19 protein-coding genes and 1 other RNA gene are annotated in these 21,188 nt (G+C 63.9%); 7 read left to right on the top strand and 13 right to left on the bottom strand.

The window, feature by feature from the left end; all coding sequences use genetic code 11:
• Nucleotides 1-162: 162 nt before the first annotated feature.
• From NKH03_RS05845 to NKH03_RS05835, 3 genes are read left to right on the top strand one after another with little or no spacing between them, the layout of a single operon-like run.
• Nucleotides 163-1,416 carry an NAD(P)/FAD-dependent oxidoreductase gene (locus NKH03_RS05845; RefSeq protein WP_352967588.1) on the top strand — a complete coding sequence of 418 codons (1,254 nt, stop codon included), beginning with the start codon at nt 163-165 and terminating at the stop codon, nt 1,414-1,416.
• Nucleotides 1,417-1,453: 37 nt separating this feature from the next.
• Nucleotides 1,454-1,684, top strand: coding sequence for a ribbon-helix-helix domain-containing protein (locus NKH03_RS05840; protein ID WP_352967587.1), 231 nt, complete (start codon nt 1,454-1,456; stop codon nt 1,682-1,684).
• Between the two features lie 5 nt (nt 1,685-1,689).
• The gene (locus NKH03_RS05835; protein WP_352875924.1) at nt 1,690-2,016 is read left to right on the top strand and encodes a type II toxin-antitoxin system RelE/ParE family toxin; all 327 of its coding nucleotides are present in this window, start codon (nt 1,690-1,692) and stop codon (nt 2,014-2,016) included.
• A gap of 48 nt (nt 2,017-2,064) precedes the next feature.
• On the opposite strand, the gene NKH03_RS05830 is transcribed toward NKH03_RS05835, so the two are convergent.
• Entirely contained in the window at nt 2,065-3,342 is a 1,278-nt protein-coding gene (locus tag NKH03_RS05830) for a 4-aminobutyrate--2-oxoglutarate transaminase (protein WP_352967585.1), read from the bottom strand.
• Nucleotides 3,343-3,576: 234 nt separating this feature from the next.
• Between NKH03_RS05830 and NKH03_RS05825 the strand changes: the two genes are divergently transcribed.
• The 3 genes from NKH03_RS05825 to NKH03_RS05815 are packed head-to-tail and all read left to right on the top strand — an operon-like array spanning nt 3,577 to nt 8,884.
• Nucleotides 3,577-4,716, top strand: a complete 1,140-nt coding sequence (locus NKH03_RS05825; protein ID WP_352967582.1) for an efflux RND transporter periplasmic adaptor subunit — start codon at nt 3,577-3,579, stop codon at nt 4,714-4,716.
• On the top strand, nt 4,713-5,786 hold the full coding sequence (locus NKH03_RS05820) for an efflux RND transporter periplasmic adaptor subunit (RefSeq protein WP_352872112.1): 1,074 nt from the start codon (nt 4,713-4,715) through the stop codon (nt 5,784-5,786). Before NKH03_RS05825 ends, NKH03_RS05820 begins: the two co-directional genes overlap by 4 nt.
• Nucleotides 5,783-8,884, top strand: a complete 3,102-nt coding sequence (locus tag NKH03_RS05815) for an efflux RND transporter permease subunit (RefSeq protein WP_352967580.1) — start codon at nt 5,783-5,785, stop codon at nt 8,882-8,884. Before NKH03_RS05820 ends, NKH03_RS05815 begins: the two co-directional genes overlap by 4 nt.
• A 52-nt stretch (nt 8,885-8,936) precedes the next feature.
• On the opposite strand, the gene NKH03_RS05810 is transcribed toward NKH03_RS05815, so the two are convergent.
• The 12 genes from NKH03_RS05810 to ffs all read right to left on the bottom strand — a co-directional run bounded on the left by NKH03_RS05810 (nt 8,937) and on the right by ffs (nt 20,428).
• Complete coding sequence (locus NKH03_RS05810; RefSeq protein ID WP_352967578.1) at nt 8,937-9,683, bottom strand: ABC transporter ATP-binding protein; 747 nt, start codon at nt 9,681-9,683, stop codon at nt 8,937-8,939.
• On the bottom strand, nt 9,680-10,543 hold the full coding sequence (locus NKH03_RS05805) for an ABC transporter ATP-binding protein (RefSeq protein ID WP_352872107.1): 864 nt from the start codon (nt 10,541-10,543) through the stop codon (nt 9,680-9,682). Before NKH03_RS05805 ends, NKH03_RS05810 begins: the two co-directional genes overlap by 4 nt.
• A complete protein-coding gene (nikC, locus tag NKH03_RS05800) occupies nt 10,540-11,460 on the bottom strand; it encodes a nickel transporter permease (protein WP_352967576.1) in 921 nt (306 codons plus the stop codon). Before nikC ends, NKH03_RS05805 begins: the two co-directional genes overlap by 4 nt.
• On the bottom strand, nt 11,457-12,518 hold the full coding sequence (locus NKH03_RS05795; protein ID WP_352967574.1) for an ABC transporter permease: 1,062 nt from the start codon (nt 12,516-12,518) through the stop codon (nt 11,457-11,459). The genes nikC and NKH03_RS05795 overlap by 4 nt, the downstream gene beginning before the upstream one ends.
• A 17-nt stretch (nt 12,519-12,535) precedes the next feature.
• Nucleotides 12,536-14,179 carry an ABC transporter substrate-binding protein gene (locus tag NKH03_RS05790; RefSeq protein ID WP_352967572.1) on the bottom strand — a complete coding sequence of 548 codons (1,644 nt, stop codon included), beginning with the start codon at nt 14,177-14,179 and terminating at the stop codon, nt 12,536-12,538.
• A 261-nt stretch (nt 14,180-14,440) separates the two neighbouring features.
• Nucleotides 14,441-15,724 (bottom strand): lytic murein transglycosylase, encoded by a 1,284-nt coding sequence (locus NKH03_RS05785; RefSeq protein ID WP_352967570.1) that lies wholly within the window; start codon nt 15,722-15,724, stop codon nt 14,441-14,443.
• A gap of 26 nt (nt 15,725-15,750) precedes the next feature.
• Nucleotides 15,751-16,356 (bottom strand): recombination mediator RecR, encoded by a 606-nt coding sequence (recR, locus tag NKH03_RS05780; RefSeq protein ID WP_352872101.1) that lies wholly within the window; start codon nt 16,354-16,356, stop codon nt 15,751-15,753.
• A 203-nt stretch (nt 16,357-16,559) separates the two neighbouring features.
• Entirely contained in the window at nt 16,560-17,486 is a 927-nt protein-coding gene (locus NKH03_RS05775; RefSeq protein ID WP_352967569.1) for a cell wall hydrolase, read from the bottom strand.
• A gap of 125 nt (nt 17,487-17,611) precedes the next feature.
• A complete protein-coding gene (locus NKH03_RS05770) occupies nt 17,612-18,028 on the bottom strand; it encodes a hypothetical protein (protein WP_352967683.1) in 417 nt (138 codons plus the stop codon).
• 26 nt (nt 18,029-18,054) lie between these two features.
• Nucleotides 18,055-18,378: a YbaB/EbfC family nucleoid-associated protein gene (locus NKH03_RS05765; protein ID WP_013527931.1), complete on the bottom strand. Its 324-nt coding sequence runs from the start codon at nt 18,376-18,378 to the stop codon at nt 18,055-18,057.
• Nucleotides 18,379-18,408: 30 nt separating this feature from the next.
• Nucleotides 18,409-20,226 carry a DNA polymerase III subunit gamma/tau gene (locus NKH03_RS05760; protein ID WP_352967568.1) on the bottom strand — a complete coding sequence of 606 codons (1,818 nt, stop codon included), beginning with the start codon at nt 20,224-20,226 and terminating at the stop codon, nt 18,409-18,411.
• A 105-nt stretch (nt 20,227-20,331) separates the two neighbouring features.
• Nucleotides 20,332-20,428: signal recognition particle sRNA small type (ffs, locus tag NKH03_RS05755), an RNA gene on the bottom strand.
• A 306-nt stretch (nt 20,429-20,734) separates the two neighbouring features.
• Between ffs and NKH03_RS05750 the strand changes: the two genes are divergently transcribed.
• Entirely contained in the window at nt 20,735-21,154 is a 420-nt protein-coding gene (locus NKH03_RS05750) for an HIT domain-containing protein (protein WP_013527933.1), read from the top strand.
• Nucleotides 21,155-21,188 lie beyond the last annotated feature (34 nt).

Genomic DNA, 21,188 nt, shown 5'->3' with positions numbered 1-21,188 from the left:
TACAACTATCAACTTTATCCCTTGCCTGCACCGGTCTTGCGGACGAACTGTACGATTGACAGCCGCCATCCCGGGTGCGACCCGCAAAAGCTCTCTTGCGGCGGCGCCAGACAATTGCCACTTGGCGGGACATCCTAGACTCGGAATCCGGATTGGAATGCGATGAAGAACGGTGTGGTCATTGTAGGCGCGGGACATGCAGGCGTGCAAGCGGCCGCAAGCTTGCGCGAGGACGGCTATGACGGGCCGGTGATCCTCGTCGGCGACGAGAACGAACTGCCCTACCACAAGCCGCCGCTGTCGAAGACCTTCATCAAGGATGCCGGGGCCAAACCGCAACCCTTGCGCGGCGAGGCCTTCTACACCGGCAGCGCCATCGACTATCGGCCGGGCGTCGGGATCGATCGCATCGATGCCACACGCCGCAGCCTCGAGATATCAGGCGGCGGCGCACTTGCCTTCGATCACCTGATCCTGGCGACCGGCTCGCGCCCACGTATCCTGCCGTTGCCAGGCTCCGATCTTTCCGGCGTGCTGTCGCTGCGTTCGCTCGCCGATGCGCGGCTGATCCGTGAACTGAGCGCCCGGAGCGACGAGGTCGTGATCCTCGGCGGCGGCTTCATCGGGCTGGAGATCGCCGCGACGCTGAGGGCCGCCGGCCGCACGGTGACCGTGGTCGAAGCGCTGGACCGGCTGCTCGGCCGCGCCGTGGCGCCGGCCGTGGCGGGCCATGTGCGCCAACGGCTGGAAGCGACAGGCGTGCGCGTCCTCACCGGCACCTCGATTGCAAGGCTCGAAGGCGAAAACGGCCATGTCACGGCAGCGATGACTTCGTCAGGCGAAAGGCTGCCGGCGCGCATGGTCATCGTCGGCATCGGCGCCGTGCCGAATGTCGAACTGGCGCAGTCAGCAGGCCTTAGCATCGCCAACGGCATCCGCGTCGATCACCAGATGCGCACTTCGGCGCCTGAAATCCTCGCCATCGGCGACGCTGCCTCCTACCGGCACTGGTTCACCGGCGGCGACGTGCGGCTGGAATCGGTGCAGAATGCCACCGACCAGGCGCGGCTTGCCGCGCGTACGATCACCGGCCATGCCGACGCCTATTCGGCGGTACCGTGGTTCTGGTCCGATATCGGCGACATGAAATTGCAGATGGTCGGCCTGACCGCCGGTGGCGACCACCATGTCGTGCTGGGCGACCTGCCCGACAACAAATTCTCGATCTATCACTATGCCGGCGACCGGCTGCTCGGCATCGAATCGGTCAACCGTCCCGGCGACCATATGCTTGGCCGCAAGATGCTGGGCGCCGGCTTCTCGCCGACGCCGGAAACGATCGCGGCAGGCCCCGAGGGCCTGAAAGCGGCGTTGGCCGCGTATCAGGACATGGAGCCAGTCAAGGCCAGTGCTTAGGATTGCCAATTTTTGCCATACGCAATAAAATGCCTGAATGAGCACCATGAATATCTCACTGCCCGACAGCTTGAAGCATTTTGTCGATCAGCAAGTGACGGATCGCGGCTATGGCACGAGCAGCGAGTATGTGCGTGAATTGATCCGCCACGATCAGGATCGTCAACTTCTGCGCGGTTTGCTCCTCGAGGGCGCATTATCCGCGCCGGGCGCTCCCGTAGACGATGACTATTTCGCCGCGCTGAGAAAACGAGCGCAGAGCCAATAAATTAAGTGGCCACGAAGGCAATTGTTCCTCGAAGCCTTGCTCTGCGGGATATCGAGGACGCCGTTGATTATTATGCACGCGAAGTTGGTTCGCATATGGCGTTGGGCTATATCGAGGACCTTCAAAACGCCTACAAACTGATAGCCAGCCATCCGGCATCGGGCTCTCTCAGGTATGGTTATGAAATTGGATTGCCTGGGCTGCGTAGCGTGCAACTCAAGCGCTACCCATACCTGATTTTCTATCTTGAGCAGATCGACCATATCGATGTGTGGCGGGTCCTGCACGCCAAGATGGACATTCCAGCCTGGTTACAGAATCCAAGCTCCTGACGGCACGTTCACCCGCTCGCGAGGCCGTCAGGAGAAATGGGCGCCCGATCAAGCAGCGCAGACTTCGCGGATCGAGCTTTCCAGGATGTCGAGCGCCTCGTTCATGACGCTGTCCTGGATGGTGATCGGCGCCAGGAAGCGGATGACGTTTCCATAGACGCCGCAGGTCAGCAGGATCAGGCCCTTGTCGAGCGCCTTCAGCCTGATCGCGTTGGCGATCTCGGCCGACGGCAGGCCCTTCTTGACGTCGTTGAACTCGACCGCATTCATGAAACCGAGGCCTCTGATGTCGACGATCTCGGGCACGTCGTCGCGGATCGACTGCAGCCGCTGCTTCAGCCTTGCACCCAGCGTGTTGGCGCGGTCGCACAGCTTTTCGTCATCGATGACGTCGAGCACGGCGTGCGCCGCGGCGACGCCGATCGGGCTGCCGCCATAGGTGCCGCCGAGTCCGCCGGGGCCGGGCGCATCCATGATTTCGGCGCGGCCGGTGACCGCGGCCAGCGGGAAACCGCCGGCCAGGCTCTTGGCCATGGTGGTGATGTCGGCCGCCACCTCATGGTGATCCATCGCAAACATCTTGCCGGTGCGGGCAAAGCCGGTCTGCACCTCGTCGGCGATCAGAAGCATGCCGTGCTGGTCGCAAAGCTTGCGCAGCGCCGTCAGGAACTCGCGCGGCGCCTCGTAGAAGCCACCCTCGCCCTGGACCGGCTCGATGATGATGGCGGCGACACGGGCCGGGTCGACATCGGCCTTGAACAGGCGGTCGAGGGCGGCAAGCGAATCGGCGACCGATACGCCATGCAGCGGCACCGGGAACGGCGCGTGATAGACGTCGCCCGGCATGGCGCCGAAGCCCACCTTGTAGGGCACGACCTTGCCGGTCAGCGCCATGCCCATGAAGGTGCGGCCGTGGAAGCCGCCGGCAAAGGCGATGACCGCCTGGCGGCCGGTGGCGTTGCGGGCGATCTTGATAGCGTTCTCGACCGCCTCGGCGCCGGTGGTGACGAAGATCGTCTTCTTCTCGAACTTGCCGGGCAGCATGCCGTTCAGCCGTTCGGCCAGCCGCACATAGCTTTCATAGGGCACCACCTGATGGCAGGTGTGGGTGAAGCGGTCGAGCTGCGCCTTGACCGCCGCGATCACCTTGGGATGACGATGACCGGTGTTGACGACGGCGATGCCCGACGAGAAGTCGATGTAGCGACGGCCTTCGACATCCCAGATCTCCGAATTCTCGGCCCGGTCGGCATAGATCTGCGTGGTCATGCCGACGCCGCGCGAGATCGCTTGGTTCTTGCGTTCGGAGATGGCTGAATTCTTCATGGTGTCCTCATCGGGCCGGCGCCCCTTCTTGTTTGATGCCGCTGACACGTCTTCTGACCTTATTTCACGTTTTCCTCAAGTCGGCACCACCGGCAGGCGATTGGGCCTGTGATCCCGGCTTAACCAGCCGACCGATACGCGTGCGAGGGAGGTTCCCTTTTCCAAGGGATCGATTATCTTCGGACGGGCCTGCGGGGCTCCGCACTGGGAACGTCCCACGCAGGCAGGGAAGCCATGACAAGGAACGCGACATCGTCCGCCTTGCAATCACCGCGTTCCGGCCCTTTGCCGTTTCGAAACACCTCGATCCTTGCCTGCGCGATGGCCGGCCTGCTTCTCGCCGGCTGCCAGAAGCAGAAGGCGGCCGAACACAAGCTGCCGATCATGGTGCGCACCGCCGAGGTCGAAATCTCCAGCTACGCACCGACCACGTCGCTGACCGGGGTCATCGCGGCCCGCACGATGAACAATCTGGCTTTCCGGGTCGGCGGCCGTGTCGCCGAGCGGCTGGTGGAGATCGGCCAGCATGTCGACAAGGGCACGCTTTTGGCCCGCATCGACCCGCAGGAACAGGAATCGGATCTGCGCTCTGCGCAGGCCGATCTCGACGCAGCACAGGCGCAGTTGACGCAGGCATCCGCCGCCTTCGAGCGCCAGAAGACGCTGCTCGCGCAGGGCTTCACGACGCGCCGCGACTATGATCAGGCAGCACAGGCGCAGAGCGTGGCGCAAGGCAGCGTCCAGCAGGCGCGGAGCGCGCTCGACAATGCCCGGGAGAGCTTCACCTTCACCGAGTTGCGGGCCGGCGCGCCCGGTGTCGTCACCGCCCGCGCGGTTGAAGCCGGCCAGGTGGTGCAAGGGGCACAAACAGTCTTCACCATCGCCGAGGACGGCGACCGCGACGCAGTCTTCAATGTCCACGAAACGCTGGTCGCCGGCAGCTCGATGGCACCACCACCAGTGTCGATCACGCTGGTGTCGGATCCATCAGTGAAGGCGACAGGCAAGGTGCGCGAGATTTCGCCGGTGGTCGACGCCGCCTCGGCTTCGGTTCGGGTCAAGGTCGCCATTCCCGAGACCCCTGCCGCCATGCCGCTCGGCGCCGCCGTCATCGGCACGGTCAGTGCCGCGCCGGTGAAGGCCGTAATCCTGCCTTGGCAGGCGCTGACCTCCAGCGACGGCAAGCCAGCGGTCTGGCTCGTCGACCCGGCTTCCAAGGCGGTCACCATCGCGCCGGTGGACATCCTTGCCTATGATTCCGGTGTCATCGTCGTCGATAAGGGGCTCAAGCCCGGCCAGCACGTCATCACCGCCGGCGGTCAGTTGCTCAGTCCCGGCCAGACGGTCGAAATCGCCGGAGCGGCAACACAATGAACCGGCCGGCGCGCATGATCGCCCTGTCGGCGCTGGTTGTTGTCGGCGCCTGTTCGGCGGAGCCGGAAAAAACGCCTGAAATCGTCCGGCCGGTGCTTTCGGTGGTGATCGAACCGCGCACCAACCAGACGCTTGGCTTCGCCGGCGTCGTCGAGCCGGAATTCAGCGCCAACCTTGCCTTCCGCCTGCTTGGCCGCGTCGTCAGCCGCGATGTCGATGTCGGCGATCTCGTCACCAAGGGCACGACGATCGCCACGCTCGATCCGACGGCGCTGGAATTGGCCGTTCAGGCAGCCAAGGCTGGCCTCTCCAACGCGCAGGCGGAATTCACCAATGCTTACGCCAGCGAGGAGCGCCAGCGCGCATTGCTGGCAGACAAGAACACCTCGCAGGCCACCTATGAGGCAGCCCAGCAGGCACGGCAAGCCGCGCAGGCCAATGTCGAGCGCGCCAGGGCGGCGCTGGCTAAATCTCAGGAGCAGCTTGGCTATGCCCGCCTGTTTTCGGATTTCGATGGCGTCGTCACCGCCACCGGCGCCGAAGTCGGGCAGACCGTATCGGCCGGCCAGACCGTGGTGACGGTGGCGCGCTCGGACGTGCGCGAAGCCGTCGTCGACATTCCCGACAAGTTGACCGGCGACCTGACCGACGGAACCGGCTTCGACGTCATCCTGCAGTCGCTGCCCTCGATCCGCACGGAGGCCAAATTGCGCGAGATCGCGCCGCAGGCCGATAGTTCGACCCGCACACGCCGCGTGCGCCTGACGCTGCTCAACGCGCCGGCCGCGTTCCGGCTCGGCTCGACCGTGACGGCGACACGGGTGACGGCGATCGACCCGACGATCGAACTGCCGCTGTCGGCGCTGCTCGAAAAGAATGGCAAGCAGCAGGTCTGGATCGTCGATGCGCAATCGAAGGTCGCCGTGCACGATATCCAGGTCGGCGCCAAACGCGGCGGCAGCTTCACGGTCACCGGTGGACTTGACGCGGGCATGCGCATCGTCACCGCCGGCGTGCACAGCCTGACAGCGGGCGAGACGGTCAAAATCCTGGAAGGAGCCACCAAGTGAAGGGGTTCAACCTCTCCGACTGGGCGCTCAGCCACCGTTCGCTGGTCTGGTATTTCATGCTGGTGTTCGTCGTCGCCGGCGTCTCGGCCTATCTTAATCTCGGCCGTGAGGAAGACCCGGCCTTCACCATCAAGACCATGCTGATCCAGGCCAACTGGCCGGGCGCCTCGGTCAATGAGACGGTGAGGCAGGTCACCGATCGCATCGAGAAAAAGCTGGAGGAGCTCGACAGCCTCGACTACAGCAAGTCGGTGACCACGGCCGGCAAGACCGTCGTCTTCGTCAACCTGAAGCCGTCGACCAAGGCGCGCGACGTGGCCCCGACCTGGGTGCGCATCCGCAACATGATCAACGACATCCGCGCCCAGTTTCCCGAGGGCGTGCAAGGTCCGTTCTTCAACGACAGTTTTGGCGACGTCTACGGCAATATTTACGCCTTCACGGCGGACGGGCTGACATCGCGCCAGTTGCGCGACTATGTCGAGCAGGCGCGCACCCAAATCCTGGCCGTGCCCAATGCCGGCAAGGTCGACCTGATCGGCGCCCAGAACGAGGCGATCTATCTCGAATTCTCGACCCGCCAGATCGCGGCCCTTGGCCTGAACCAGCAGGCGATCGTGGCCAGCCTGCAGGCACAGAACGCGATTGCGCCTTCCGGTGTCATCGAGACCGGCCCCGAACGCGTCAGCGTGCGCGTCTCGGGCCAGTTCACGTCGGAAGAAAGCCTGCGTGCCATCAATCTGCGCGTCAACGACCGCTTCTTCCGGCTGAGCGATGTGGCGTCCATCACCCGCGGCTATGCCGACCCGCCGACGGCGTTGTTCCGGTTCAACGGCGAGGATGCGATCGGGCTAGCCATCGGCATGAAGCCCAACGCCAATCTGCTCGACTTCGGCAAGGCGCTGAAGGTCGAGATGGACAAGATCGTCGCCGACCTGCCGATCGGCGTCGGCGTGCATCTGGTCGCCGACCAGCCTGTCATCGTCGAGGAAGCGGTCTCGGGCTTCACCCGCGCGCTGTTCGAGGCGGTCGCCATCGTGCTCGCGGTGTCCTTCATCAGCCTTGGCGTGCGCGCCGGCTTCGTCGTGGCGCTGTCGATCCCGCTGGTGCTGGCCATCACCTTCCTGTTCATGGACTATCTCGGCATCTCCCTGCAGCGTATTTCGCTGGGCGCGCTGATCATCGCGCTCGGCTTGCTGGTCGACGACGCCATGATCGCCGTCGAGATGATGGTGGCCAGGCTGGAAGCCGGCGACAATCTGCGCAAGGCGGCGACCTATGTCTACACCTCGACCGCGTTTCCGATGCTTACCGGAACGCTGGTGACGGTCACCGGCTTCATCCCCATCGGCCTCAACAACAGCGCGGCGGGCGAATACACCTACACGCTGTTCGTCGTCATCGCCGTGTCGCTTTTGGTGTCATGGATCGTGGCGGTGCTGTTTGCGCCGTTGCTCGGCGTCACCATCCTGCCGGCGACGATGAAACAGAAGCATCATGACAAGCCCGGCCGCTTCACCTCGCTGTTCCGCAGCGTGCTGGTCGGATCGGTGCGCCGCCATTGGCTGACGATCATTGGCACGGTGCTGTTGTTCGCCGCCTCGATCGTCGGCATGGGCTATGTCCAGCAGCAGTTCTTCCCGTCCTCCGACCGGCCGGAACTGATCGTCGACTGGAACCTGCCGCAGAACTCTTCGATCGCCGAGACGCGCGACCAGATGGAGCGGTTCGAGAAGGCAGCCCTTGCCGGCAACCCTGATATCGACCACTGGAGTTCCTATATCGGCCAGGGCGCGGTGCGCTTGGTGCTGGCCTATGACGTGCAGCCGGCCAATCCCTATTTCGGCCAGACCGTCATCGTCACCAAGAACGTCGAAGCGCGCGACAGGGTGAAGGCGGCAATCGAGACGATGCTGCGCGACGACTTCGTCGGCACCGACGCCTTCGTCAAGACGCTCGAACTCGGCCCGCCCGTCGGCCGCCCGGTGCAATACCGCGTCAGCGGCCCCGACATCCAGACGGTGAGGACGCTGTCGCAACAGCTGGCCGGCGTCATCTCGGCCAACCCGAAGCTCGGCGCGCCGACCTTCGACTGGAACGAGCCGTCGCGGGTCCTGAAAGTGGATGTGCTGCAGGACAAGGCGCGCCAACTCGGCGTCACCTCCTCGGACATTTCCAATGCGCTGAACAGCGTGGTCGGCGGCGTCACCATCACCCAGGTGCGCGACGCTACCTACCTCATCAACGTCGTGGCGCGGTCACGCGATGCCGAACGCGGCTCGATCGAGACGCTGCGCAACATGCAATTGCCGACCGGTGCCGGCGAATCCATCCCGCTCGCCGCCGTCGCCAACTTCCACTACGAGTTGGAGCAGCCGACAGTCTGGCGGCGCAGCCGAGTGCCGACGATCACCGTGCGCGCCGGACTGGTCGGCGACGCGCTGCCGGCGACCGTGGTCGACGAGCTGAAACCTTCGGTCGATGCCTTCATCGGCAAGCTGCCGGTCGGCTATGCCATCGCCACGGCCGGCTCGGTCGAGGAAAGCGCCAACAGCCAAGGCCCGATCGCTGCGGTCGTGCCGCTGATGCTGTTCATCATGGCGACGATCCTGATGGTCCAGCTGCAAAGCTTCCAGCGCCTGTTCCTGGTGGTTGCCGTCGCACCGCTTGGGCTGATCGGCGTGGTCGCGGCCTTATTGCCGAGCGGCGCCCCGCTGGGCTTCGTCGCCATCCTCGGCGTGCTGGCGCTGATCGGCATCCTGATCCGCAACTCGGTCATCCTGATCGTGCAGATCGAGGATCTGGTCGCAGAGGGCAGGGACCGCTGGGCGGCTGTCATCGAGGCCACCGAACATCGAATGCGGCCGATCGCGCTGACGGCCGCCGCGGCCAGCCTGGCGCTGATCCCGATCGCGCGCGAGGTGTTCTGGGCGCCGATGGCGTTCGCCATGATGGGCGGCATCATCGCCGGCACGGCGATCACGCTGCTGTTCCTGCCGGCGCTCTATGTCGCCTGGTTCAGGATCAAGGAGCCGAAGCAAGCGCCGGACAACACTGCGCCGACCGGTGATGCCATCGCGGAAGGAGGAGCGGCTTGAGGGCAAGTTGCGAGTAGCGCCGCGTGAAGGAACGCGACTTAAGCGATAGAGGCTACGCCCGCACAAACCCATCGCTGGCTCGCAATAGGTTTCGCGTGTAGTCCTTGGTCACGCGGCGCTCGACGAGATCCGCTGCCGCGAGATTCTCAACCGCTTCGCCGCTTTGCATCACCATCAGCCGCTCGCACATATGGGTGATGATAGCGAGGTCGTGGCTGACCATCAGGAAGGTCAGCTTGCGCCGCCGGCGGACTTCTTCCAGAAGGTTGAGCACTTCCGCCTGCACCGAGGCGTCGAGCGCCGAGGTCGGTTCGTCGAGCAACAGGATCGACGGTTCGAGGATGAGCGCACGGGCGATCGCCACGCGCTGGCGCTGGCCGCCCGACAATTGATGTGAGTAGCGGAAGCGAAAGCCGTTGCCGAGACCAACCTCGTCGAGCGCCCGCTGGATGCGCTTTTCGCCGTCGGCAAAGCCATGGATGGCCAGCGGCTCCTGCAAAAGCCGGTCGACGGTCTGGCGCGGGTGCAGCGAGCCGTAGGGGTCCTGGAAGACCATCTGGACTTCGCGATAAAAGGCTTTGTCGCGGCGTGGACCAAGCGTCTTGCCGTTGACGGCGATGCTGCCCGAAGCGACGGGCGCTAGGCCGGCGATGGCCCGTAACAGCGTCGATTTGCCGGAGCCCGATTCGCCGACAAGGCCAAAGGATTCGCCCGGCTGCACGTCGAGGCTGACACCCTTCAGCGCGCGAAAACGATCGAAGATCACTTCCAGCCCGTCGACGGCAATCGCAGACGTCATGCCGCCCACTCCGGCTTGCGGTCGAGCACCGGCAGCGGGTGACGGTCGGCGCCGATCTTGGGCATGCAGTTGAGCAGGCCGCGCGTGTAGGGATGCTGGGCGCGGCCGAGTTCCGAGGCTTTGAGCTGCTCGACCACCTTGCCCGCATACATGACGATGACGCGGTCGCAGAAGGACGAGACCAGGCGCAAATCGTGCGAGATGAAGATCAGTCCCATGCCGCGCTCGCCGACCAGCCGGTCGAGGATGCCGAGCACGTCGAGCTGCACGGTGACGTCGAGTGCCGAGGTCGGCTCGTCGGCGATCATCATTTCCGGCCCGGCGATCAGCATCATGGCGATCATGGCGCGCTGGCCCATGCCGCCCGATACTTCATGCGGATGCAGGTCGAAGACGCGGGCCGGATCGCGGATCTGCACCGCCTCCAGCATCGCCAGTGCGCGGTCGCGCGCCTCGGCCTTGCCGACCTTCTCATGCGTGCGCAGCGTCTCGACGATCTGGCGGCCGATGCTCATCACCGGGTCGAGCGAATATTTCGGATCCTGCAGGATCATGGCGATGCGCTTTCCGCGCAGCGACCGGCGTTCGCGTGGCGAGACGCTGAGCAGGTCAATGCCGTCGAAAGCCAGCTTGTCGGCCGATATCCGCGCCTGCGGCGGCGTCAGGCCCATGATGGCGCGGCCGGTCTGCGATTTGCCCGAGCCGGACTCGCCGACGATGCCGAGCCGCTCGCGGCCAAGCGAGAAGGAGACGCCGCGCACCGCCTCGATCAGCCCGGTGCGGGTCGGGAAGGTGACGCGCAGATCCTCTACGTCGAGCAACGCGCTCTTTGATCGCTGCTGATTGGGGTCGCCGCTCATTGGTCACCACTCCGGGGATCGAGCGCGTCGCGCAGCCCGTCGCCGAGCAGGTTGAAGCCAAGGCTGACGATCAGGATGGCGAAGCCTGGCGCACCGGCCACCCACCACTGATCGAGCACGAAACGGCGCCCCGAAGCGATCATCGTGCCCCATTCCGGCAGCGGTGGCTGCGCGCCTAGGCCGAGGAAGCCGAGACCGGCTGCGGTTAGGATGATGCCGGCCATGTCGAGCGTCACCCTGATGATCAGCGAGGAGATGCAGAGCGGCATGATGTGACGCAGCACGATGCGGAAGGGCGAGGCGCCCATCAGCTGCACCGCCTTGATGTAATCGGAATTGCGTACTGTCAGGGTTTCGGCGCGCGCAATACGGGCGTAAGGCGGCCAGGAGGTGATGGCGATGGCCAGCACCGCGTTCTCGATGCCGGGGCCAAGCGCCGCGACAAAAGCCAGTGCCAAGATCAGCTTGGGGAAGGCGAGGAAGATGTCGGTGATGCGCATCAGTATGGCGTCGGTCCAGCCGCCGGCATAGCCGGCGACGGTGCCGACCAGAAGGCCGATGGGCGCGGCGATGATGGCAACAAGGATGACCACATAAAGTGTCCAGCGCGAGCCGTAGAGGATGCGCGAAAGGATGTCGCGGCCGAGATCGTCGGTGCCGAACCAGTGCTCGGCGCTCGGCGCCAGCAGACGTGCGTTCTTCAGGTCGCCAAACGTCGGCGAATAGGGCGCCAGCACGTCGGCAAGGGCGGCAACGACCAGCAAGGCGATGATGATGAGCAGGCCGAGAAACGCCAGCCGGTTGGCGGAAAAGCGCCGCCACGCCACATAGGCGCGGCCAAGCCTCGCCTGCATGCGCGACGCCGGACGGTCGCTGAGCAGCCAATCGCGACGGCTCTGGATGGTCTCGACGCTCATGCGGACTTCGTCCTCGGATCGAGCACGCGGTAGAGCAGGTCGGAGAGCAGGTTGATGGCGATGAACACCGAGCCGATGACGATGGTGCCGCCGAGCACGGCATTCATGTCGGCGTTCTGCAGCGAGTTGGTGATGTAGAGGCCGATACCCGGCCACGAGAAGACGGTCTCGGTCAGCACCGAACCTTCGAGCAGGCCGGCATAGGAGAGCGCGATCACCGTCACCATCGGCACCGCGGCGTTGCGCAGCGCATGCCCCCAGATGATGCGGGTTTCCGACAGGCCCTTGGCGCGTGCGGCGACGATGTATTCCTGCGACAGCTCGTTGAGCATGAACGAGCGCGTCATGCGGCTGATATAGGCGAGCGAGAAGTAGCCGAGCAGCGAGGCCGGCAGGATGATGTGGCGGAAAGCATCATAGAAAACATCCCACTGCCCCTGCCACAGGGAATCCAGCAGATAGAAACCAGTGATCGGCGTGAAGGTGTATTCGTAGACGACGTCGAGCCTCGCCGGGAAGGCTACCCATTGCAGCTTGGCGTAGAACAGCACCAGCGCCAGCAGCCCGAGCCAGAAGATCGGCACGGAATAGCCGATCAGGCCGATGATGCGCACGATCTGGTCGATGAAGCTGCCGCGCCTGACCGCGGCCAGCACACCAAGCGGCACGCCGAACAGCGCGCCGATCAGCGTTCCCAGCGTCGCCAGTTCCGTCGTGGCCGGAAGCGCCCGGCGAATGTCGGTCATGACCGGGTTTGTGGTCAGCACGGACACGCCGAAATTACCGTTCAGGGCATTCTTCACATAGATATAGAACTGCTCGATCAACGGCAGGTCGAGGCCCATCTCGCGGCGCGTGCGCTCGACGACATTGGCCGGCGCCCGGTCGCCGAGCACCGCCAGCACCGGGTCGATCGGGATGACACGGCCGATGAAGAAGGTCACCGCAAGCAGACCAAGATAGGTCGTGATCGCGATGACCAGGAAGCGGCCGAGCGATGATGCAATGGCGACGGCGCGGGCGCTGCCGCGCCCGCCCTCGTTTTCAACCGCGCTCATGCGGCGCGTCCGCGGCGTTATTCTTTCGAGACCGACCCGACGAAATTGGTGTCGAAGCTCGGGCCGAGCGCAAGGCCCTTGAGGTTCTTGCGCAGGCCAACCACTTCCAGCTGCTGGTGAATGATAACGAAGGGACTGGTGTCGAGGATCTTCTTCTCGAGATCCTTGTACATATCGGCGCGCTTGCCTGCGTCCTTCTCCAGCAGCGCTGCTTCCGTCTCCTTGGTCAGATCCGGAATGTCCCACGAGTTGCGCCAGGCAAGCGTGTGGGACTTGCCGGCATCCGAATTGTCCGGGTTAGAGGCGAAGGTCTGGGCATTCGAATTCGGATCGAAATAGTCCTGGCCCCAGTTGCCGATATAAATGTCGTGGTTGCGGGCGCGGTACTTGGTCAGCGTCTGCTTGCCGTCGCCCGGGATGATCTCAAGCTTGATCCCGGCCTGGCCAAGCGTCTGCTGGATCGATTCCGCCATGCCCGTCGTCGGCTGGCCGGTGCGTACGTCCATGGTTACGCTGAAACCGTCGGCCAGACCGGCCTTGGCCAACAATTCCTTGGCTTTGGCGACATCGAGCTTGAACGGATTCTCGTCGAGTTCGCCGAGCACGCCCTTGGGCAGGAAAGTCTGGTGGATCTCACCGATGCCCTTGAGGATGGTCGAGCTCAAGGCATCATAGTCGACCAGATACTTGAACGCCTGGCGGACCTCGGGCTTGGCGAGGTTCGGGTTCTTCTGGTTGAGGCTGATGTAGTAGACCGTGCCCTTCGGCGCGCTGGTGGTGGTGAGGTCGGCGTTCTTGGCGATGGCGTCGAGATCGTTCGGCTCGAGATTGCGGGCGACGTCGATGTCGCCGGCTTCGAGCGCCAGGCGCTGGGCCGAGCTTTCCTTCATATTGCGATAGATAACGCGGGCTAGCTTGGCCTTTTCGCCGTAGTAATTGTCGTTGCGCTCCATGACGACGGCTTCGTTGGCACGCCATTCGCGCAGCTTGAAGACGCCGGAGCCGGCATAGCCGGTCTTCAGCCAGGCATTGCCGAAATCATTGTCCCATTTGTAATCGGCGGTGGGTGCCGCGGTGACGACATGTTCCTTGACCAGCTTGCTGTCGACCACCGAAGCGACCGTTGCCGACAGGCAGTTCAGGACGAAGCTCGGCGCATAGGCCTTGTCGACGGTGAACTGGAAGGTTCCATCGTCGACCGCCTTGGCCTTTTCGGTGACGTTGTCGCCGCTGATGCCGAACTGGCCGATGATGAAGGCCGGGCTCTTGTCGAGCTTTACGGCGCGCTCGAACGAATAGGCGACGTCGGCCGCGGTGATCGGATTGCCGGATGCGAACTTCAGGCCGGGCTTGAGCTTGAAGGTGTAGGTCAAGCCATCGTCGGAGACGGTCCAGCTTTCGGCGAGGTCGCCCTTGACCTTGGAGGTGTCGCTGAGGTCGAGACGGACCAGCAGATCATAGGTGTTGCCGGTGACCTCGGCGGTCGACAGCTCGAACGCCTCGCCGGGATCCATGGAGATGATGTCGTCGATCGCGAAACCTTCGACCAGCGTGTCGGCGGGCGTGACCGCACCGGCTGGCGCGCCCGCCAGAAGCAGCGCGGACATGGCTGCGCCCGCGAGCAAGGTGCGGGAGCGTAGAGCAAACTTTTCCATCATCATCGTGATTGTTCCCTGTTTTGTTGTTTGTTGACCTGAGTTCCCGGCTCAGGGTTGCGGAATTCTTTTCGGGCCTGGAGACGGCCCGTCTGATCTCTTACCGTTGCGGTTTTTGTCCAGTTGGTCAACACCATATCCGGCGGCCTCGTGGCGGGCAACGAGCATTTATACGACGACTCATTGGGCCAGAAAGGCCGGTGGCCTGTCGGCGCCCAGGCCAGCCAGTCGAGGCGGCCGATCGAGAAAAACCTGCTGATTTCGGCGCTATTTCAGCGTGGCTACCAGGCCGGCATCGGGGAAGCAGGTTGCGGCGCGGCCGTTCTTGGCTTGCCACTTGCCGATCGAACGGCGGGTCTTGAAGCCGGGCAGTCCGTCGGCGCTGCCGACATCATAGCCCTTGGCCTCCAGCGCTCGTTGCAGGACGGCGATGTCGGAACGGTGGAGCCCGCCGACCGCGCCCCAGCTTCCTGCAAAATTCTGATCGCCATGGGCGATGCGATCGGCGCCATGGCCGATGAACAGCGCGTAGAGGTCGCTGGTGTTGTATTCCTTCAGCACATAGAAATTGGGGGTGGCGATGAAGGTCGGGCCGCTGCGTCCCGCCGGCATCAGCAGGAAACCCTCGGCCTTCATCTCGCTCGCCGGAAACGGTTTGCCGCCGACGCGTTTGATGCCCATTGCCGCCCACTCGGAGATCTTCTTGCCCTGGTCCGGGCCTTCCAGCGCGCAGGAAACCGCCTCGGGCACGGTCACCTCGAAACCCCAGCCGCGGCCCTTCACCCAGCCATAATGGACGAGGTAGTTGGCGATCGAAGCCAGTACATCCGGCGTCGAGCTCCAGATGTCGACGCGGCCGTCGCCATCGAAATCGACGGCATGTTTCAGGAACGAGGTCGGCATGAATTGCGGCTGGCCGAGCGCGCCGGCCCAGGATGATTTCATCGCGCCGACCGGAGCCAGCCCGCGCTCGACGATTTCGAGGGCGGCCAGGAGTTCGGTCCGAAAGAAATCCTTCTTGGTCGACATGAACGCCTTGGTCCCCAGCACCTCGAAGGCGTCGTAAGGCATCTTCGCCGCGCCGAAGCCGGTCTCACGGCCCCAGATCGCCAACAGCACTTCGCCCGGCACGCCATAGCGCTTTTCGATTGCCGCAAGTGTCCTGGCATTGGTGGCCTCACGCGCGCGTCCGCCTGCCGTCACCGCACGAACCGTCTTCTCGGCGAAATAGGCGCCGGGCGAGCCGAATTCGGCCTGGTGCTGTTTCCGCGGCGTGGTCGCCTTCTCGCCTGGTTTGACCAGGTCGGGCAGCTTCAGGTTGGGGTTGATGCCATCGAATGCGGCGTCGAAGGTTTTTTTGGAGATGCCTTTCGCCTTGGCTTGCGGCCAAAGGTCGTTCTGCAGCCAGGCGCGGAATTGGTCGTCGATCTTGGCGGCGGAAGCGGGAGCGGAAAGGAGGACCGCGAGAAGAACTGCAAAAAAGGAAAACAGAGCCAATCCGAGAGGTTTGCGTTCCTTCACACCCAGCCTCGAAGGACGCGCAGCAATCATGATCCGCACCCTCTCCCGTAGCTTTGTCAAAATGCCGTCCGCGAGCGCAGCGCCGCGGCCAGCGTGCCTTCGTCGAGATAATCGAGCTCGCCGCCGACCGGCACGCCATGCGCCAGGCGCGTCACCTTGATGTCGAAGCCGGCCAGTTGGTCTGTCAGGTAATGCGCCGTGGTCTGGCCCTCGACCGTCGCGTTGACGGCGAGGATGATCTCCTTGACCTCGCCGCCGGCGACACGGTCGACCAGCGAGCGCATGTTGAGCTGGTCGGGACCGATGCCGTCGAGCGGCGACAGCGTCCCGCCGAGCACATGATAGCGCACATTCATCGCCGCCGCCCGCTCCAGCGCCCACAGATCGGAGACGTCCTCGACGACGATGATGGTGCCGGCGTCACGGCGCGGATCGGTACAGATCATGCACGGGTCCGACGTATCGACATTGCCGCAGGTCGAGCAGATGCGTACCTTGTCGGCCGCCTCGGCCATGGCGGCGGCGAGCGGCGACAGCAATTGTTCCTTCTTCTTGATCAGATGCAGGGCGGCACGCCTGGCCGAGCGGGGACCCAACCCAGGCACCTTGGCCAGGAGCTGGATCAGGCGTTCGATCTCGGGACCGGCGATTCGCTTGGACATCGCTCTGATCTAGAGCAATTCCAGGAAAAGTGCGAAGCGGTTTTCCATCCGGAGCTGCGTCAAAACGAAAAGCTGGAGCGGTTCACCGTTTCCGCGAAACGATGAACCGCTCCAGGATTTTTCAGAGCGCTTTGAAACATCCCGTGTCCGCATGACCCGCCATATTGGCTTGGTGGACCATCGGGCGGACCATGGAGCGCGAATCAGTTGGTTTCGAGCGGCCGGCCCTGGCTGATAATCATCGCGCCGATGGCGTCGGTGTTCTCAGGCGTCGACTGGAATCCCATCGACGCCTCCTGCGGCGCGTTTTGAACCGAGGAGATGACCCTTGTGTTCAGGGTTCCGCCAAAACGGGCGGCATCCGGTTCTTCCATCGGCTCCTGCATCGCGACCACCATCGGCTCCGCCGAGACACGCGCGGATTTCGCGGGCGGCGCGGCGGCCGCGGTCACATACGTCTGTTGGACAGCAGCGGATCGAACGGCTGCCGTCGTGTCCGGACGTGCCGGCTCGGCGGAAGCGACCATTGTCACCGGTGCGGCCGGCTTCTCGGGCGCAGCCGAGGCAATGGCGACCCGCGGCTCATCCGGCAACGGCTGCCAGTTGCGGCCGCGCTTCTCATAGAAGGCATTGCCGCCGGCAACCATCGTGTAGTGCATGTTCTTGTAAGGGAAGCGCAGCCCGGCGGTGTGGAAATACATCGTATCTTTCAGCTTGGCCTTGCGCTCGCCCTTGAGCACGGCATCGGCGGCTTCCTCGACATCGGGCAGCGCTCGCGAATTCATCGGCCTCGTCATGACGCCAGGCGCGAACTGCCCGCGCTCGCCCACCACCTCGCAGATGGTGCTTCCGTGGTTACCGGAGCGAAGCCGGTTCATCACCACCGTGCCGACGGCGATCATGCCGTCGCGGCTCGAGCGATTGGACTCGAAGAACATCGCCCTTTCCAGGCATTCCTTGTCCTTCGGCGTATGGCTGTAGGCCCGGGAACTCAGGAAACTCGGCGTGATGGCGTCGGTCAGGCTGGCGACGGACATGCCGTGCGAAGTGGTCTGGCTGCAGGCAGCCAAAAACAAGGGTGAAATGACGGCGCCGAGCAACAGCGGCGTCTTCCATCGCGTGGCAATCAACAGGTAACCCTCTCACTTCCATGCCCGCCCCCAGGCTGCGGCAAGAATGAGACACTTTCAGGCAAAAAGATGGCCAAAACGTTATTAATAGGGTCCTGTTGCCAAATTGGCACAGTTGCATGGCTTTATGCGGGCCAGCGCCCGGCCGCAATCGCCGCCGGTTGGCCAGGTTCAGCCTCTTCGATTTTCTCCGAAAACAGGCCACGCCGGAGGAACAGCGTCCGCGCGTCCCTGGCCGTCGGCGCGATCCTTGCCGGCCAGTCGCTTTCGATGAATTCGGCCTTGGTGAAGTCCGGGTTTGTCTCGCAGGCCGCTTCCAGGAATTCGGCGATCTCCAGCACGATGGCGCGTTCGTCCTTCGAAAGCGCCGACGTGCCGGCTTCGATCGACGGGCGATGGACGAAATCCTCGAACAGATCGAAGTAACCCTTGATGCCGACGAGATCGACGCCGCCGTCGCAATCGGCCAGGATTTCCAGGATCTCATAGATCCTGTTGCGGATACGCTGCTCGATCAATCTTTCGGAGGGCTCGTCGGTCATGTCGATCACGGGGGGCGCGCCGAACGCTAGAAGGGCAGTTTCATTCCCGGCGGGATCGGCAGACCGGCGGTCAGCGCCTTGGTCTTTTCCTGCATGATCTGCTCGACCTTGGTCTTGGCGTCATTGTGAGCGGCCAGCACCAGATCCTCGAGGATCTCGACATCGTCCTCCTTGAACAGGGATGGATCGATCTTCAGCGACTTCATCTCGAATTTTCCGGTCAGCGTGACGTTGACGAGGCCGCCGCCGGCCTGGCCGGATGCTTCCAGCGTGGCGATCTCGTCCTGCATGGCCTGGAACTTGGCCTGCATTTCCTTCGCCTTGCCCATCAGGCCGAGAAGATCTTTCATGGTCGGGTCCTTTGCGGATTCGTGGCTGGATCACGTTTCGTCGTCGTCAGCCAGCGGCTCGACCGGCACTTCGGCCTCGGTCGTTTCGGCTTCCGGCGCGTCTGGAATGCGCACGTCGATGATCTTGGCACCGGGAAAGCGCGCCAGGATGGCGGCCACCGTCGGGTCGCTCTTGGCATCGAGGAAGGCGTTCTCGCGCTTGGCCGATTCCATTTCCGCGAGCGTCTGGCCACCCTCTTCCTTCGACAGCGAGACAAGCCAGTTGCGGCCGGTCCAGGCGCGCAGCTTCGTCGTCAGGTCGTTGAGCAGCATCTTGGGCGCGTCGCTGGTCAGGCCGACGTCGATACGGCCGGGCTCGATGCGCACGAGACGGATGCAGCTCTTGACAAGCACCTTGAAGGCGATGTCGCGCTGCGCGTCGGCCAGGGCAATGATGTCGGCCAGCGATTTCAGCGGCACCGATTGCGCTTCCGCGACCGGTTCCGGCGGAGCGACGAAGGCAGCGGGAGCGGGCGTGGCTTCGACCAGCCGCATGGTCTGTGCGCCGCCCGATCCGGCAGGCATGCGCGTCTGCGCCACCGCGCTGGCGCCACTGCCATTGCCGGAACTTGCGGGCGCGCCATTCGGACGCGGCGCGCCATTTTGCGCCGGCGCAGCGCCCTCGAGCGATCTCAAGGCTTCGTCCAGCGTCGGCAGGTCGGCGGCGTGCGCCAGCCGGATCAACACCATTTCAGCCGCACTGACCGGCCTGTTGGAGGACTGCACCTCGGGAATGCCCTTGAGCAGCATCTGCCATGTCCGCGACAGCACCCTGACCGACAGTGTCCTGGCGAAATCCGCGCCGCGCTGCCGCTCGTCTTCGGAGAGCGAGGCGTCCTCGATGGCCGTCGGCACGAAACGCAGCCGGGTGACCAGGTGGTTGAACTCGGCAAGATCGGTCAGCACGGCGGCCGGATCGGCGCCGGTATCGTACTGCGCGCGGAATTCGCCAAGGGCGGCCGCCACATCGCCCTTCATGACATGTTCGAACAGGTCGACGATGCGGGCGCGGTCGGCGAGCCCCAGCATCGCCCGAACCGCATCGGCGCTGACGGAGCCGGCGCCATGGGCAATCGCCTGGTCGAGGATGGAGAGCGAATCACGGGCCGAGCCTTCGGCGGCGCGGGCGATCATCGCCAGCGCGTCGTCGTCGACCGAAATGCCTTCCTTGGCCGATATCGAGGAAAGATGCGCGACCAGCGCGCCAGCGTCGATGCGCCTCAAGTCAAAGCGCTGGCAGCGCGACAGGACGGTGATCGGAACCTTGCGGATTTCGGTGGTGGCGAAGATGAATTTGACGTGCGGCGGCGGTTCTTCCAGCGTCTTCAACAGGCCGTTGAAGGCCTGCGTCGACAGCATGTGCACTTCGTCGATGATGTAGACCTTGTAGCGGGCCGAGACCGGCGCGTAGCGCACGCGCTCGATGATGTCCCTGATATCGTCGATGCCGGTGTGCGAGGCGGCGTCCATCTCGATGACGTCGACATGGCGGCCTTCCATGATCGCCTGGCAATGCTCGCCGAGCACGGCAAGGTCGACCGAAGGCTGGTCGATATCAGCGGTTTTATAGTTCAGGGCACGCGCGAGTATGCGCGCCGTCGTGGTCTTGCCGACGCCACGCACGCCGGTCAGCATCCAGGCCTGGGCGATACGGCCGGTGGCAAAGGCATTGGTGAGGGTGCGCACCGTCGGCTCCTGGCCGACCAGTTCGGAGAAATTCGAAGGACGGTACTTGCGCGCCAGCACGCGATAGGCGGCGGCCTTGCCATTCTCCAGGCTTTTTGGTCCCGAATTGCCGGCTTCGCTCATACGCCCGTAAAGCTCCAAATGGCCGCGCCCGAAGGCGGCCGATTCCTGCGCATAGTCTCGCCCGCGCTGCAATGCGTCGTCAATGTCGCGAGAGGGGCCGATGAGGTGGGAGGCTGGAACAATGACCCGTTCCGGGCTCGTTAGGGCTGCTTCCTTCCGGACCTGACCCGGTTGGCGAGTGGATCGTCCACCACCAACCTCCCGCTGTCCATATCGGCAATTCGACGATGAAATGCAAGTGCGCAGAAGAAATCCCCGGTTCCTTCGCAGCATTCGCCAGCGCGTTGGGCTGAGCATCAAACGAAAAACCCGCCTGTACGGCGGGTCACTGGCGCAAATCAGCACCATGGGCAAACACGTACCATAGCTGAGGTCACGAAATCAAGAAAAAATTCCTATCGTGAAAAGCTGCCGACCGCGAGGGGCGCAATGATTCGCTTGCAGCCCTCTTGCCGCCGCTCTAGCGTTCCTGCGTTTGAAGAAACCAAGAAAAGCAAGGGAAACGCCGATGTTGCCGGGCCTGAAGGCCGGATTCACGCTGGACGCCCGGCTGGAGGCGGACAGCGAGCAGTTGATGTGGCTTGGGCTGTGCGAATTGCGGGTGATGAACGACCGCCGCTGGCCATGGCTGCTCCTAGTGCCGCAGCGGCCCGGCGCGGAGGAGATCCACGACATGACGCCGCTCGACCAGGCGATGCTGACCTTCGAGACCAATATGGTGGCGCAGGCGCTGAAGAAAGCGACCGGCTGCACCAAGATCAACACCGGCGCGCTTGGCAACATCGTGCGCCAGTTGCACATCCACGTCATTGCGCGTTCGGAAGGCGATCCCGGCTGGCCAGGCCCGGTGTGGGGACACGGCCTGCGTGAGCCCTATCAACGTTCCGACCTGCGGCGGTTTGCCGAAACGATCAAGGCGGCGCTATAAGCGTTCCCCGTGTCCATTCCGCAACCTACCCCAG

The sequence above is a fragment of the Mesorhizobium sp. M1406 genome (assembly GCF_040317555.1).
Taxonomy (GTDB): domain Bacteria; phylum Pseudomonadota; class Alphaproteobacteria; order Rhizobiales; family Rhizobiaceae; genus Mesorhizobium.
Note: the sequence above shows the minus strand (reverse complement) of the source record. Positions and strands in the feature narration are given on the sequence as shown.

Excerpts from the sequence above, each read along its gene's own strand:
- NKH03_RS05845 (WP_352967588.1), top strand. The coding sequence starts at position 163 with ATGAAGAACGGTGTGGTCATTGTAGGCGCGGGACATGCAGGCGTGCAA.
- NKH03_RS05840 (WP_352967587.1), top strand. The coding sequence starts at position 1,454 with ATGAGCACCATGAATATCTCACTGCCCGACAGCTTGAAGCATTTTGTC.
- NKH03_RS05830 (WP_352967585.1), bottom strand. The coding sequence starts at position 3,342 with ATGAAGAATTCAGCCATCTCCGAACGCAAGAACCAAGCGATCTCGCGC.
- NKH03_RS05825 (WP_352967582.1), top strand. The coding sequence starts at position 3,577 with ATGACAAGGAACGCGACATCGTCCGCCTTGCAATCACCGCGTTCCGGC.
- NKH03_RS05820 (WP_352872112.1), top strand. The coding sequence starts at position 4,713 with ATGAACCGGCCGGCGCGCATGATCGCCCTGTCGGCGCTGGTTGTTGTC.
- NKH03_RS05810 (WP_352967578.1), bottom strand. The coding sequence starts at position 9,683 with ATGACGTCTGCGATTGCCGTCGACGGGCTGGAAGTGATCTTCGATCGT.
- NKH03_RS05805 (WP_352872107.1), bottom strand. The coding sequence starts at position 10,543 with ATGAGCGGCGACCCCAATCAGCAGCGATCAAAGAGCGCGTTGCTCGAC.
- nikC (WP_352967576.1), bottom strand. The coding sequence starts at position 11,460 with ATGAGCGTCGAGACCATCCAGAGCCGTCGCGATTGGCTGCTCAGCGAC.
- NKH03_RS05795 (WP_352967574.1), bottom strand. The coding sequence starts at position 12,518 with ATGAGCGCGGTTGAAAACGAGGGCGGGCGCGGCAGCGCCCGCGCCGTC.
- NKH03_RS05790 (WP_352967572.1), bottom strand. The coding sequence starts at position 14,179 with ATGATGATGGAAAAGTTTGCTCTACGCTCCCGCACCTTGCTCGCGGGC.
- NKH03_RS05785 (WP_352967570.1), bottom strand. The coding sequence starts at position 15,724 with ATGATTGCTGCGCGTCCTTCGAGGCTGGGTGTGAAGGAACGCAAACCT.
- recR (WP_352872101.1), bottom strand. The coding sequence starts at position 16,356 with ATGTCCAAGCGAATCGCCGGTCCCGAGATCGAACGCCTGATCCAGCTC.
- NKH03_RS05770 (WP_352967683.1), bottom strand. The coding sequence starts at position 18,028 with ATGACCGACGAGCCCTCCGAAAGATTGATCGAGCAGCGTATCCGCAAC.
- NKH03_RS05765 (WP_013527931.1), bottom strand. The coding sequence starts at position 18,378 with ATGAAAGATCTTCTCGGCCTGATGGGCAAGGCGAAGGAAATGCAGGCC.
- NKH03_RS05760 (WP_352967568.1), bottom strand. The coding sequence starts at position 20,226 with ATGAGCGAAGCCGGCAATTCGGGACCAAAAAGCCTGGAGAATGGCAAG.
- NKH03_RS05750 (WP_013527933.1), top strand. The coding sequence starts at position 20,735 with ATGTTGCCGGGCCTGAAGGCCGGATTCACGCTGGACGCCCGGCTGGAG.